Source organism: Allobosea sp. OK403 (assembly GCF_900113835.1).
GTDB lineage: Bacteria > Pseudomonadota > Alphaproteobacteria > Rhizobiales > Beijerinckiaceae > Allobosea.
On sequence record NZ_FOQV01000005.1, the window covers coordinates 166,008 to 180,228 of the forward strand.

Annotated in this window: 12 protein-coding genes; 3 read left to right on the forward strand and 9 right to left on the reverse strand. The window is 65.8% G+C overall.

Features of this window, described 5'->3' with window-relative positions:
- Positions 1-68: 68 nt before the first annotated feature.
- Both argE and apaG read right to left on the reverse strand, forming a co-directional pair.
- Entirely contained in the window at positions 69-1,199 is a 1,131-nt protein-coding gene (gene argE / locus BMZ97_RS18760) for an acetylornithine deacetylase (protein WP_092173331.1), read from the reverse strand.
- Between the two features lie 44 nt (positions 1,200-1,243).
- Entirely contained in the window at positions 1,244-1,636 is a 393-nt protein-coding gene (apaG, locus tag BMZ97_RS18765; RefSeq protein ID WP_092172908.1) for a Co2+/Mg2+ efflux protein ApaG, read from the reverse strand.
- 343 nt (positions 1,637-1,979) lie between these two features.
- Here apaG and BMZ97_RS18770 point away from each other — a divergent pair, with 343 nt between their 5' ends.
- On the forward strand, positions 1,980-3,011 hold the full coding sequence (locus BMZ97_RS18770; RefSeq protein ID WP_092172912.1) for a 2'-deoxycytidine 5'-triphosphate deaminase: 1,032 nt from the start codon (positions 1,980-1,982) through the stop codon (positions 3,009-3,011).
- 188 nt (positions 3,012-3,199) lie between these two features.
- On the opposite strand, the gene BMZ97_RS18775 is transcribed toward BMZ97_RS18770, so the two are convergent.
- Positions 3,200-5,053 carry a TRAP transporter large permease gene (locus tag BMZ97_RS18775; protein WP_244546500.1) on the reverse strand — a complete coding sequence of 618 codons (1,854 nt, stop codon included), beginning with the start codon at positions 5,051-5,053 and terminating at the stop codon, positions 3,200-3,202.
- 23 nt (positions 5,054-5,076) lie between these two features.
- On the reverse strand, positions 5,077-6,132 hold the full coding sequence (locus BMZ97_RS18780; RefSeq protein WP_092172917.1) for a TRAP transporter substrate-binding protein: 1,056 nt from the start codon (positions 6,130-6,132) through the stop codon (positions 5,077-5,079).
- 391 nt (positions 6,133-6,523) lie between these two features.
- On the opposite strand from BMZ97_RS18780, the gene BMZ97_RS18785 reads away from it, so the two are divergent.
- Both BMZ97_RS18785 and BMZ97_RS18790 read left to right on the forward strand, forming a co-directional pair.
- Positions 6,524-7,432 (forward strand): LysR substrate-binding domain-containing protein, encoded by a 909-nt coding sequence (locus tag BMZ97_RS18785; protein WP_092172920.1) that lies wholly within the window; start codon positions 6,524-6,526, stop codon positions 7,430-7,432.
- 386 nt (positions 7,433-7,818) lie between these two features.
- A complete protein-coding gene (locus tag BMZ97_RS18790) occupies positions 7,819-9,171 on the forward strand; it encodes an NAD(P)H-dependent oxidoreductase (protein ID WP_092172924.1) in 1,353 nt (450 codons plus the stop codon).
- Positions 9,172-9,431: 260 nt separating this feature from the next.
- Here the strand turns inward: BMZ97_RS18790 and BMZ97_RS18795 are convergent, their stop codons facing one another.
- From BMZ97_RS18795 to BMZ97_RS18815, 5 genes are read right to left on the reverse strand one after another with little or no spacing between them, the layout of a single operon-like run.
- Complete coding sequence (locus BMZ97_RS18795) at positions 9,432-10,133, reverse strand: RraA family protein (RefSeq protein ID WP_092172927.1); 702 nt, start codon at positions 10,131-10,133, stop codon at positions 9,432-9,434.
- 51 nt (positions 10,134-10,184) lie between these two features.
- Positions 10,185-11,051 (reverse strand): amidohydrolase family protein, encoded by an 867-nt coding sequence (locus BMZ97_RS18800; RefSeq protein ID WP_092172930.1) that lies wholly within the window; start codon positions 11,049-11,051, stop codon positions 10,185-10,187.
- A 29-nt stretch (positions 11,052-11,080) separates the two neighbouring features.
- Complete coding sequence (locus BMZ97_RS18805; protein ID WP_092172933.1) at positions 11,081-12,040, reverse strand: Bug family tripartite tricarboxylate transporter substrate binding protein; 960 nt, start codon at positions 12,038-12,040, stop codon at positions 11,081-11,083.
- Positions 12,041-12,091: 51 nt separating this feature from the next.
- Positions 12,092-13,318 (reverse strand): CaiB/BaiF CoA transferase family protein, encoded by a 1,227-nt coding sequence (locus BMZ97_RS18810; RefSeq protein WP_092172936.1) that lies wholly within the window; start codon positions 13,316-13,318, stop codon positions 12,092-12,094.
- 3 nt (positions 13,319-13,321) lie between these two features.
- A complete protein-coding gene (locus BMZ97_RS18815; RefSeq protein WP_244546491.1) occupies positions 13,322-14,206 on the reverse strand; it encodes an HpcH/HpaI aldolase/citrate lyase family protein in 885 nt (294 codons plus the stop codon).
- Between the last annotated feature and the right edge of the window lie 15 nt (positions 14,207-14,221).

The window sequence follows — 14,221 nt, forward strand, 5'->3', positions numbered from 1 at the left end:
ACCCCTCACCCTGCCCTCTCCCTCCGGGAGAGGGTTCCCCGCGCCCCTTCATTCAGCGCTACGCTCGATTACCCCCGGCATTCCGCCAGCAGCCTGCGCATGAAAGCCTCGCCGGCGGCGAACTGCTCCAGCGTGATGAACTCGTCGGGCTGATGGGCCTGGTCGATCGAGCCTGGGCCGCAGACGATGGTAGCTAAGCCGGCGCGCTGGAAATGGCCTGCCTCGGTGGCATAGGCGACCGCGATGGTGCTGTTGCGGCCGGCGAGCCGCATCACCAGCGTCTCGGCTTCCGATCCCGGATCAGGCGCGAGGCCTGGCACATCCGAGCTCATCACCGTCTCGATCGTCGCCGAGGGCGCGGTCTTGCGCATCCGGCCGAGAACCTCGTCCGAGAGGGTCTTGAAGCGCGCCGGCACATCCTCCGGATCCGAGCCTGGCAAGGTGCGCACCTCCCAGGACAGGTCGCAGCGATCGGCCAGGATGTTGCGGGCGATGCCGCCATGGAATTTTCCGACATGGACGGTGTCGTAGGGAGGGTCGAAGCGGCCGCTCGGGTCGAGCCTGCCTTCCCGCTCATCGGCCATCGCCACCAGCCCGGCCGCCAGTCGTGTACCGGCATGGACGGCGCTGGCGCCCAGATGCGGTTTCGACGAATGCGCCGCAACACCGGTGACCGTGGTGAAGAAGGTGCGGATGCCCTTATGCGCGTCGGCAAGGTCGAGCGAGGTCGGCTCGCCGACGATGACGGCGCGCGGGCGCGGCAAGTCCTTACCCATCCGCGCGATGCCGTCGACCACGCCGAGGCAAGTGACCTCCTCGTCATAGGAGAAGAACAGATGGATCGGTGTCTTGAGATCGGCGGCGAGGAAATCCGGAACCAGCGCCAACGCCAGCGCAATGAAGCCCTTCATGTCGACGGCGCCACGGCCATAGGCCCGGCCGCCCTCGACATGCAGCGTGAACGGATCGCGGCTCCAGGCCTGGCCCTCGACCGGCACGACATCGGTATGGCCCGACAGCAGGACGCCACCGCGATCCTGCGGGCCGATGGTGGCGAAGAGCGCCGCCTTGTCCCCGGTCGCATTGGGGATGCGTATGGAGGCAACGCCCCAGCCGGTGAGGTAGTCCTCGACGAAGGCGATCAGATCGAGATTGGATTTATGGCTGACCGTGTCGAAGGCGACGAGGCGGGCGAGCATGTCGAGCGGCGCGTAAAGCTGCCCGGTCGGCTGGGAGGAAGCAGTCAATGCAGAACCTTCTTCACATAGGGCGAATCGAGCGGAAAGAGCGGCACGACGACATCGAAGATCGCGCCGTCCTCGCCAAGCATGGCGTAAAAGCCGCTCATCGAGCCATCCGGCGTCGTCAAGGGGCAGCCGGAGGTATAGCTGAAGCTTTCACCCGGGCGCAGCACCGGCTGCTGGCCGATGACGCCGTCGCCGCGCACTTCATGAATCTCGCCACGGCCATCGGTGATGAACCAGTGCCGGGTCATCAATTGCACGGTCTGAAGCGACAGATTCACGATCTCGATCGAATAGGCCCAGAAATAGCGGCGCTGCTCATGTGAGGATTCCCCCTCCATGAATTTCGGCGCGGCGGTCACGCGCACGCCATGCGTCTCCGCTTGATACATCGTGACGGTTCCCTCGATGGCGCGGGCGCCGCGCGGCCCGATCGTGGCCGGCGGGCGAGGCCCCTGTTATGAACCGGGCGGCGGCGGCGTCAATCCTGACGCGGCCGAACCGGCAAGCGCAAGCCCGCAGCTACGCCCAAGGAGCGGTTCACAGCACCGGCAGCCAGGCCGGGCGATGCCGATCCAGGACCCAGCTGGCGCGTTCAAGCGCCGATTTGCCGCGTCGAGACGCCCAAAACAGCCCGGACACCCAAACAGCACTGTGGATGGCTGCGCCGGAAGCACGGAATGCGCTTTGCTTTCGCTGTAAGCTCTCGCCAAGCCCTTCATCGGACATCTGAGTATGAATTACGGAATTTGGCCCTCGCAGACCATTCGCTCGGCGATCGCGAACGGGACCATACGCGCGAGTTCTCCGATCCATGAGGATCTGATCCAGCCCGCGAGCCTCGATCTGCGGCTCGGCGCCACGGCGTTCAGGGTTCCGACCAGCTTCCTCCCGGGCAAGGGCAAAGCGGTCTCGGAGAGGCTGAAGGATCTCGCGACGCATGAGGTCGACCTGTCCAAGCCGCAGGTGCTCGAACGCAACTGCGTCCACATCATCCCGCTGCAGGAGCGCGTCTCGCTGGGAGCGGATACGAGCGCCCGCGCCAATCCCAAGAGTTCGTCCGGCCGCCTCGACATCTTCGTCCGCTTGATCGCCGATGGCGGCACGTCCTTCGACGAGATCCCGGCGGGCTATGACGGGCCGCTCTATGCGGAGGTCGTGCCGCGCTCGTTTCCGATCATCGCGCGCGCCGGCGACACGCTGAGCCAGTTGCGTTTCCGCCACCACGCCTCCGACGCAGTGCAGCCGGCGAACCGGTCGATTTCCGTTTCGATCGATCTGGAGGGCGCTGCAGCCGACGGGGTCATCGCGTACCGGGCCCGCAAGACCACCGGCCTGATCGACCTGCAAAAGGTCGCAGAATACGACCGGAACGATTTCTGGGAGCCGATCAAATGCCGCCCGGGCCGGCGCGAACTCGTCCTGGTCCCGGACGAGTTCTACATCATGGCCTCGCTCGAGGACATCGTCATCAACGAGAACGAGGCGGCCGAGATGGTCGCCTATGACACCGCGGTTGGAGAAGTGCGGGTGCATTATGCCGGCTTCCTGGACCCGTTCTTCGGCCGGGTCACCGATTCCTCCGGCAAGAGCAAGATCGTCCTCGAGATCCGGAGCCACGACGTTCCGTTCATGCTCGACCATGGCCAGAGGGTCGGCACGATCGTCTTCGAGAACATGATCGAGCGCCCCGACAAGCTCTATGGACAGTCGATAAAGTCGAACTATCAGGGTCAGGGGCTGAAGCTCGCGAAGCAGTTTTTCTAGAGCCGGATAATTTCAGATGGGATCATTGCGTGGTCCCATCTGAAATCCGAATGTGTCTCCCATCTAAGCGTGAGAGCAATTTCTCCACGCAAACCGGCTTCCGCTTCGCTCGAAAGCGCTCCATCAGCCGCCCGCGTGAATATCTCCGGCAGGCAGAGGCGCCGCATGGAGGGGACCAGGCAATCCCCTCACAGAAACCCGATCGAGATCCACGGGATGAAGGTGATCAGCAGCAGGCCCAGGAAGAGCCAGGCCAGGTAGATCCAGATGCGGCGCATGCCGGCGTCGGGCGGCACGTCACCGATGATGCAGGCGGCGTAGTAGCAAAGCCCGAAGGGCGGCGCGAACAGCCCCAGCCCCATCGCGAGGATGACGACCATGCTGTAATGCACCTCGTGGATGCCGAACTGCTTGGCGATCGGGAACAGCAGCGGCCCGAACAGCACGATCGCCGGAATGCCTTCCAGCACGCTGCCGAGCACGATGAAGGCGATCACCGAGATCAGCAGGAAGCCATTGGCGCCACCCGGCACGCCGGCCATGCGGGCCGCGAGTTCATGCGAGAAGCCCGATTGCGCCAAGGCCCAGGCCATGGCGCTGGCTGCGCCGACGATGAACAGGATCGCGCCCGAAAGCGAGGCCGTCTGCACCAGCATCGGCAAGGCATTCCGCCAGACCAAGCCGCCGCGATAGATCAGCAACCCCAATACGAGGCTGTAGGCGATGCCGATGGTCGAGACCTCTGTGGCCGTGGCGACGCCTTCGACCACGGCGCTGCGGATCAGGAAGGGCAGGATCAGCGCGGGAATCGCGATCCAGAGCGTCTTGGCCACGAGCGACATCGGCGCACGCTCGATCTTGACGCTGGCATCCTCCTCCTTGCCGGCGCGATAGCGCGCCACCAGCGCCAGCACGAAGGCCAGCACCAAGGCTGGCAGGATGCCGGCCGTGAACAGCGCCGCGATCGAGACGCCAGTGACCGAGGCGATCGCGATCAGCACGATCGAGGGCGGGATCGTCTCGCTCATCGCGCCGGAGGCTGCGAGCAGCGAGACCAGCTCGCCATCCTTCATGCCGCGCTTGCGCATCTCCGGAAACAGCACCGGGGCGATCGCCGCCATGTCGGCGGTCTTCGAGCCCGAGATGCCCGAGACCAGCAGCATCGCCCCCAGCATGACATAGGACATGCCGCCCCGGACATGGCCGAGCACCGAGGCCAGGAAGGCGACCATGACGCGCGCCATGCCGGTCGCCTCGACCAATTGACCGAGCAAGACGAAGAGCGGCACAGCGAGCAGGATCAGCGAGCTCATACCCTCGTCGATGCGCCCGACCACGACCAGCAGCGGCGTCCGCGTCGTGATCAACAGGAAGGCTGCCGTCGCCAGGCAGAAGGAAAAGGCGATCGGCACGCCCGCCATGACGGCAAGCCCGAGCAGCCCGACGAAGAAGATCAGCAGGTTCCAGTTGCCGAGCCCCTTCAGCGAGGGGCCGATGAGGTAAAGCGCACCGGCGATCAGCGCATACAGCGCCGCAACCGAGAGCACATCGCGCCAGGAATGCCGCGCCAGGCTCAGGAGCACGCTCGCCAGCGCGATCAGGCAGCCCACCGGAATGGCGGCGGCGCGGATGGTGCCGGGCCAGCCAAGTGCCGGCGTCTCAACGAAGGACTGGTCTTCCATATATTCCCAGGTCGGATGCAGGATCAGGGCGAGGAAGATCGCCACGCCCCCGGCGGCGAGCGTCGCCGCCCAGGCCTCGGCGCGCGGCGAGAGGAACGAGACGAAGAAGGTCAATCGCATATGCGAGGCGCGCTGGACGGCGATGGCGCTGCCCAGCATGGCGAGCCAGAGGAACAGGATTGAGGCTAATTCGTCCGACCAGATCAGCGGCTGGTGGAAGGTGCGGGCGAGAATGCCGAGGAACAGGATCACCACCTCGGCGACGACAACCGCTGCGGCAGGGATTTCGACGAGCAGGCGCAAGCCGCGCTCGATCCTCCCGATCAACCCGGAGCTGCGCCCCGGGTTGAGTGCGACCATGTCGGGATCGCCGATCGCCGCGCTCATGCCAGCGCCCCGACCACAGCCTCGAGCGCCTTCCAGTTATCCTCGCCGAACTTGCCGCGCCACTCCTTGTAGAAGCCGGCCGCGCTGAGGCCCTTGCGGAAAGCCTCCTTGTCGGCCGCCTCGAAGGTCAGTCCCTTGGCGATGAGCTGGTCCTTCAGCGTGGTGTTGAGCTTGGTCGTATCGTCGCGCTGCTCCAGCGCGGCGCGGTCGAGCTCGCGCTTGACGATCGCCTTCAGATCATCGGGCAGAGCGCTCATCGAGCGGCGATTGCCGAGGATGAAGAACGGATCCCAGATGTGGTTGGTCTCGGAAACGTATTTCTGGACCTCGTAGATCTTGCCGGCCTCGATGGTGACGAGCCCGTTTTCCTGGCCGTCGACGAGGCGGGTCTGCAGCGCCGTGTAGAGCTCGTTGAAGTTGATCGAGGTCGGGCTGGCGCCGAGCGATTTGAACAGCGAGGTGAAGATCGGCGAGACCGGCACGCGGATGCGATAGCCGGCGAGGTCTGCCGGCGTCTTGATCGGCTTGGCCGAGGAGGTGATCTGCCGGAAGGTGTTGTCGGCCGGTTTGGCGACGACGAGCGCGCCGGTCTTCTCGATTTGCGCCGCGATCAGCTTGCCGAGATCGCCATCCATCGCTTTCCAGACCTGGCCGTAATCGGCGAAGGCGAAGCCGACATTGGCGATGCCCGCGAGCGGTGCGACGGTGGAGAGCACCGAGCCGGCGATGTTGAGGAAATCAACGCCGCCGCTCCGGATCTGCGTCAGCAGATCGGTATCGGAGCCGAGCTGCGAGGCGGGGAAGAAACGGATCTCCATCCGGCCGCCGCTCGCCTCCTTGATGCGCAGCGCGGCCTCGCCCAGCCGGGTGTTGATCGGCTGCGTCAGGGATTGCCCGGTCGCGAGCTTGTACTCGAATTCGGCGGCGCGCGCCGGCCGGGTGCGGATGGCGACGAGCGGGATGGCGGCCGCACCAGCGAGGAGGCTGCGCCGGGTCAGCGTCGCGCCTAGCGACGATAGGGGCGCGGATGAAGGCTTCTGATGATCTGGCATGGACGGTCCTCCTGAATTTTGTCTCCGGCGTCGCTGATGCGCGTCGGTATCCTGTTCGTGTCTGGTTGCGCCTGGCCTGAAAGCCGTGTCCCGACTGAGCGCCGGTCGCGCCAGGCGGCGCGCATGGCGGCGCCGGCATCATCCCGCGGCGGGACATGCGCGTGTTCAGCTTGCGCGTGGTCAGCGATATTGGGGCTGTTCGAGCGGTCCTCTTCCTTGGGCGGTCCGACCTTTGGCCGGTATCCAGCGTTCCTGACGCCTCTCTGAACGGAGGCTTTCCCTTCTGGCGCCGACCTTGCGGCCGTCTCCAGCAGCGTCAGCCTAGATTGCTGGCCACTGCGCACAATTGAGTTATATTTCGCGTCCTTTTAGCTGACCTTAAAGGTTCGCGATGCAGATTCCGTTCCGCTCGATCATCGTCTTCCATGCGGTGGCGCGCGCCGGCAGCGTCTCGCGCGCCGCGGAGGAGCTGCGCGTCACGCCGTCTGCGGTCAGCCAGCAGATCCAGGCGCTGGAGCTGCATCTGGGAACGGCGCTGACCCTGAAGGTCGGCCGCAACATCACGCTCACCGAAGCCGGCGAGCGCTATTTCCAGATGGTCGGGCGCGAGATCGAGCATATCGCCGATGTGACGCAGCATGTGCGCGGCATCCGCTCGGCCACGACCCTGACGGTGCGGGCCGCGCCCAGCGTCTCCAGCAAATGGCTCCTGCCGCGCCTCCACAGCTTCGTCGACGCCAATCCGGATATCGAATTGCGGCTCGACGGCACCAATGAACCGACCGATTTCAGCAAGGAGAACGTCGATATCGAGATCAGGCATGGCGAAGGCGTTTGGCCCGGCCTGTTCATCGAGGGGCTCGGCAAGGAGCGCTTTTTCCCGCTCTGCTCGCCTTCGCTGTTGGCGCCAGCCAGCCTCACAGCCGCGGATCTGCCCGAGCAGCGCCTGATCCACTCCGTCAAATCGCAGATGCAATGGCCGCGCTGGTTTGCCGAGGCCGGCGTCGAGCCGGAGCGGCGCTGGCATCGCGTTCTCTTCGACCGCAGCCATATGGCGATCGATGCTGCCGCCAATGGCATGGGCATCGCGCTCGAAAGCGAATTGCTCGCCTGGCGCGAGCTTGCCGACGGCTCCCTGATCCGCCCGGTCCGCGATGCCCCCGAGATCATGGTCGCGACGCAATGGATCGTCTGCCCGCATAACCATCTGCGGCATCGCAAGACCCGCACCTTCCTCGACTGGCTCCGGGCCGAGCGGGAGCGTTCGCAGCTGCAGCACACTGAGGCCGCGACAGTTTAGCCGTTCTACATCGTTGGCGCAGATAATCTGAATTGCCCCGATGCTGGCTGCTCCCTAACCTCCAGGTCGTAGCAAGGCGGGGCATATTGACCTTTGGTCGCGACAACCCGCCGCTCGACAGGGAAACGCAATGACCAAAGAGGATGTCGCCTCAAGCCCGGCGACGGCCCTGGCGGCTGTCTGCGTCTCTCCCGGCCGAGCCTTCGCGACGCTTTTCCCAAAGACCGCTCCCGATCCGGCGTTGAGGCCGGCGCGGTTAAATCTGCTCTCCTAGAGCAATTTCCGATCCAGTTGGATCGCTCAATTGCTCTAGGCCTTTGTTTTAACGCGCTTTCTTCACGCGAGCCGGTATCCGCTTCGCTCGAAAACGCTCTGGAGGACACGTCATGAATCTGCATCGCATGCTGCTGGAGCGTCAGGCCGCGGGTAAGCCGGTCACCGTCGGGCTGATCGGAGCGGGCAAGTTCGGCCTGATGTTCATGTCGCAGGTCCGCTCGACCGACGGCATGCATCTCGTCGGTGTCGCCGATCTGAACACCACCCGCGCCCGCTCGCAGCTCAAGCTCGGCTGCTGGCCTGAACAGCAATATGCGGCGACCTCTGTCGACGACGCGCTCAAGAACGGCTCAACGATCGTGACCGACAATGCCGAGGCGCTGATCACGCATCCCGGCGTCGAGGTGATCATCGAGGCGACGGGCGACCCCGGCGCGGGCATCCGCTTCGCGCTCAAGGCGATCGAGCACGGCAAGCATATCATCATGGTCAATGTCGAGGCCGACGCCGTCGCCGGGCCGCTCCTGGCGCGCAAGGCGAAGCAGGCCGGCGTGGTCTATTCGCTCGCCTGGGGCGACCAGCCGGCCCTGATCGCCGACCATGTCGACTGGGCTCGCGCCGCCGGTTTCAAGGTGGTCTCCGCCGGCAAGGGCACGCGCTACCACCCGACCTACCACCAGTCGACGCCCGACACGGTCTGGGACATCCTCGACAAATACATGAAGATCAAGGATCGCAATTCGATCAATCCGAAGATGTTCAACTCCTTCGTCGACGGCACGAAGTCGGGCATCGAGATGACGGCGGTCTGCAACGCCACGGGGCTGCATTCGCAGGCCGACGGCCTGTCCTTCCCGCCGGCGACGCGCTTCGAACATGCCGAGATCTGCAAGCCCAAGGCGGATGGCGGCGTATTGGAGCGCAAAGGCGTCACCGAGGTGACGTCTTCGGTCTATCGCGACGGCAGCGACGTGCCGCACTCGCTGGTCATGGGCACCTATGTCGTCTTCGAGAGCGACAGCGCCTATAGCGAGGAGTGCTTCCGCGAATACAGCATGCTGCCCGACAAGACCGGCAAATACGCCTCGCTCTATCGCCCGATCCATATGATCGGCCTGGAACTCGGCATTTCGGTCGCCTCAGCCGCGCTGCGCAAGGAATCGACAGGCGCGCCGATCTGCTTCAACTCCGACGTCGTCGCCACCGCCAAGCGCAAGCTGACGCCCGGCGAGATGCTCGACGGCGAAGGCGGCTTCTGCGTCTGGGGCAAGCAGACCCCGGCCGATGCCTCGCTGAAGGAGGGCTATCTGCCGCTGGGCCTGGCTCACAACGTCAAGCTCAAGACCGAGATCGCCGAGGGCCAGCGGATCAAATGGGACGATGTCGTCTATGATCCCGACAGCCAGGCCGTGCGCGTCCGGCGCGAGATGGAGGCGGCTTTCCGCCAGCCCAACGCGGTGTGACAGCCAGAGCGAGGTGATTTTTCTCGGAACCGCGGCGTCATCCCGGGCAAGCGCAGCGCAGTCCCGGGATCCATCGTAGAGCGCTGTCGAACCCTATGATGGATCCCGGAGCTGCGCGGCTGCGCCGCTTGTCCGGGATGACGCGGAGGGTAGGACCGCGGACAGAGAGCGTACCGGCACCGTTTCCATCCCAATCCATTATGCTCTAAGCCCTGCGCAACGCCGGCCCTGTCGAGAGACAGGGCCGGGTCTGCATGTGATCAGCTGCTATGGTCGAACGCCGCGTCGATGATTTCGCAGCCCATCCGCACCAGGGCCTCGTCCGCATAGGCCGAGCGGTCCCATGTGCCGTCCGCGATGCTTTCGCGCGTCTTGAGCTCCTTGGCGAGCTTGCCCTTGGCGCGCTCGAGGATGGCCTGTGCCTCGCGCGGCGGAACGATCAGGACGCCGTCACCGTCGCCGAGCACGATATCGCCGGGATTGACGACGACACCGCCGCAGGAGATCGGCACGTTGATCTCGCCCGGCCCGTTGCGATGCGGGCCGCGAGGCGTGGCGCCGCGCGCATAGACGGGAAAATCCAGCTCGCGGATGGCGTCGACATCGCGCATCGCGCCATCGATCACGAGGCCGGCGAGGCCACGCTTGCGCGCCCAGAGCACCATGTTCTCGCCGGCAAGCGCCGTCGTCAGATCGCCGCCATCCTCGACGATCACGACATCGCCGGGTGCGGCCATGTCGAGCGCCTTGTGGACCAGGAGGTTGCAGCCCGGCCGGGCCCGCACCGTGAAGGCACAGCCCGCCATCAGCGCCCGGTTCCACGGCCGGATCGCGGCATCCAGGCAGAACAGCCGGTTCATCTCATCGGCGATGTTGGCGACCGGGATCACGGCCAGTGCTCGGACCAGGCCCGGATCGGGGCGGTTGATCCTTCGGAATATTCGGAAGCCGACATTGCTCATGGCGTGTACGTGTCCAGTTTCGACGGGGTATGAAGCGAAACGGCTGAGATCTCAGCCGAAACCATATAGCTCTGCGGGATTATCGACGAGGATGCGCCTCCGCACCGCCTCTGCGCCGGACCAGCCGTCGAGGAGATCGAGCAGGACGGCGTCATCCGGCTTGTGCCCGGCAGGCTCCGTGACATGCGGCCAGTCGCTGCCCCAGACGAGCCGCTCGGGCGCGAGAGCGACGAAGGCGCGCGCGATCCTGCTGGCGTCGGGGTAATCCGGCGCGCCGATCTGCGTATTGAGATAGGCGCCGGCGAGCTTGACCCAGGCCCGGCCAGCGGCGAGCAGATCGCCGATCACCGCGAAGGCTGCGTGCTCCGGCCCGAGCGACGGCGGCAGCCTCCCCATATGGTCGAAGACGATCGGGCATGGCAGGCGCTTGAGCAGCGCCGCATGCGCGACGATCTGGTCGCCCATCATGTGAAGCTGCACATGCCAGCCGAGATCGGCAATGCGCCGGGCCAAGGGCTCGATCATCGCGATGGTCGTGACGGTGTCGGCCGGGTTCCAGACGCTGAAGCGCAGACCGCGTACGCCGCCCGCGTCGAGCCGCTTCAGCTCGTCATCACCGACGCCGGGATCGAGCACGCCGATGCCGCGACCAGCCCCACCGAAGCGGTGCAAGGCGTCGAGCAGGCAAGCATGGTCCTGGCGATGGAATTTGGACTGCACGACCACCGCCCGCTGCGTACCGAGACGCCCCTGCAGCAGCCGATAATCGTCAAACGTCATGCCGGTCGGCTTCGCCATATCCGGGCTCGGAAAGCGCGGATCCAGGATATGGCAATGCGCGTCGCACGCGCCGGCCGGCACGGCGGAGCGAGGCGCCGCCATGCCTGCGGAGTTGGGGACCGGACCATCATCCGCCATCGGCGGCTCCTCCGCGTGATCGACGGCTTTCAGTCGATCTTGATGTTGCGGGATTTGACGGTGGCGGCCGTGCGGCCGATCTCGTCATCCAGGAAGCGCGCGAAGGCGTCTGGCTTGTTGCCGACCGGCTCGAGCCCGAGCTTTTCGAGCTTCGCCTTGATCTCCGGATTTGCGACCGCGGCGACGATTTCGCGCGAGAGGCGTTCGACGATGGCCGGCGGCGTGCCCTTCGGCGCGAAGAGCCCGTTCCATTCCTGCGTCTCGAAATCCTTGAGGCCGCTTTCGATCAGCGTGGGAACCTCGGGCAGCAATGGCGAGCGCTTCGGGGAGCCGATGGCGAGCGCCCGCACGGAGCCCGAGGTGACCTGGCCGAGCGTGGAGGCCGTATTGCCGAAATAGAGCGAGACGCGGTCGCCGATGACATCGTTGAGCGCCGGTGCTCCGCCGCGATAGGGCACATGCACGATGTTGAGACCCGCAGCGTGGTTCAGCGCCTCGCCGGCCAGATGAGAGGCCGATCCCACGCCGGCCGAGGCATAGCTCGCCTTCTCCGGGTTCTTGCGCGCGTAATCGAGCAGCTCCGCGACCGTCTTGTAGGGCGCCTTGGGACTGGCGACGAGGATATTGGGCGCGATCACGACGAGCGAGACCGGGATGAAATCCGCCTTGGGGTCGAAGGGCAATTTGCGCAGGGTCGGATTGGCGGCGAAGGCCGAGGCATCGAAGAGCAGCGTGTAGCCGTCGGCGGTAGCCTTGGCGACGAAATCGGCGCCGATCACGCCGCCGGCGCCCGGACGGTTCTCGATCACGATCTGCTGGCCGAGCGCCTGGCTCATCTGCTGGCCGACGATGCGGGCGGTGCTGTCCGCGCCGCCACCGGCCGCATAGGGCACGACCATCTTGATCGGCCTGTCCGGATATTGCGCGAGCACCGGCACTGGCGACAACGCAAGGAGTACAGCGGCGATACGGAGCAGCGTCTGATTCATTCTGGATGTCCTTGCTGGATCTGCATGTCTGGCACTATTGATGGGGTCGGATCAGCCGCTGCAGAGCACGCCGGCCTGCGCCAATTCCGCCAAGGCGTCCTCGCTCAGGCCGAGCCCGGCCAGGATCTCGCGGTTGTGCTCGCCCAGGCGCGGCGCCGGGCTGCGGATCGAGCCCGGCGTGCCCAGCAAGCGCGGAACGACATGGTGCATGGGCAACTGGCCCATCTCCGCATCGGGATAATCAGCCACGAGTTCGCGGGCGATCACATGCGGATCGGTCATGATCTGCGGCGTATCGTAGATCGGGCCGATCGTGACCTCGGCCTTCTCGAAGAAGGCGACGTTCTCGGCCTGGCTTCGCTGCGCGATGAAGGCGCCGATGATGGCGTCCAGCTCCTCGACATGGCGCAATCGGTCGGCGTTGGTGTGAAAGCGTGGGTCCTCGATCAAGTCCGGCCGGCCGATCGCGCGGAAGAGCCGCTCGGTCATCTTCTGGATCGAGCCGGACAGGCTGACATAGGCACCGTCGCTGCAGCGATAGGCATTGCGCGGGGCGGAATTGGTCGAGCGGCTGCCGGTGCGCGGCTTGACCTTGCCGGTCAGGCGGTAATTCGCGGCTTGCGGGCTCAGGATCGCAAAGAGCGGGTCGAGCAGCGGCAGGTCGACGACCTGCCCCTTGCCGCCATTGATCTCGACCTCACGCAAGGCGATCATCGCCGCCGAGACGCCATAGAGCCCGGCGATGCCGTCAGCGAGATACATCGGCGGCAGCACGGGCTCGCGATCGGCGAAGCCATTGATCGCGGCGAAGCCCGAGGCGCCCTCGATGACCGTGCCGAAGCCGGGGCGCTGCGCATAAGGCCCGTCCTGACCCCAGCCCGAGATGCGGATGATGACGAGGCTGGGGTTGATCGCGAGCAGCGCTTGCGGCGAGAGCCCCATCTTCTCCAGCACACCGGGCCGGAAGCTCTCGATCAGGATCTGGGCGCTTGGGACGAGGTCGCGGATCAGCGCGCAGGCGCGCGGGTCGCGCAGGTTGAGGCACAGGCTCTTCTTGTTGCGCGCATAGACCTTCCAATGCGTCTCGATGCCTTCGGTCTTCCAGGCTCGCAGCGTGTCGCCCTCGGGCGGCTCGACCTTGATCACCTCGGCGCCGAAATCGCCGAGCACCTGGGTCAGCACATTGCCGGCGAAGAGACGCGACAGATCGAGGATGCGGATACCGTCGAGGCTGCCTTTCGCGGCCGGCTCGTAATCGCGGCGATGAAGTTCGCTCATGTCTCAGATGTCCGGCTTGGTTTGCGCACGTTCGGCCGCATCGGCCAGGGCGACGATGGCGCGGGCGCGGATCAGGAAGGGCGCATCGATCATCTGGCCATCGACCAGATAGGCGCCGACGCCTTTGGCTTGCGCCTCCTCGGCTGCTGCCAGGATCGTCCGGGCGCGGGCGATCTCGGCCGCCATGGGCATGAAGCTCTCATTGGCGATCGCGATCTGGCTCGGATGGATGCAGCTCTTGCCGGCGAAGCCATGGCGCCGGGCCGCCGCGCACTCAGCGCGGTATCCGTCGGGGTCATTGACCCCGCCGAAGGCGCCGTCATAGGCCGCAACGCCGGCTTCAGCGGCGGCGAGGCGGACGGCAATGCGGATATGCGCCAGCGCCGCCTCGTCGCGCCGGTCGATGCCGGTCGGTTCGAGCAGATCGGCATAGCCGATCTGGAGCCCGGCGACGCGGGGATGGGCGGTTGCGAGTTCGGCCGCCCGGCGCAAGGCCTTCGGCGTCTCGATATTGACCAGCAGCCCGGTGGGCTGGGCACGACCTGCCGCGGCATCAAGCGTGTCGAGCAACTGGGCAGCTTCCCGCACCGTCTCGGCATCCTCGACCATCGGCAGATTGACGAGGTGCACGCTGGGCATGACCACCGCCGCCATATCCGCCTGGAAATGCCGGGTGCCCAGCGCATTGACGCGCACGACGACGGTCTTGCCGCGCGCGGCTTCGGGAGCGCGCAGGAACGCCGCGAGCTGGGCCCGGGCTTCGTCCTTGCGTTCCTCGGCGACGGCGTCCTCCAGATCGAAGGACAGCGAATCCGCTGCCGAGGCGGCTGCCTTGGCGAACAATTCCGGCCGCGAGCCGGGGACGAAGAGCTTGCTGCGCATCAGCATGGCGATGATCCCTTG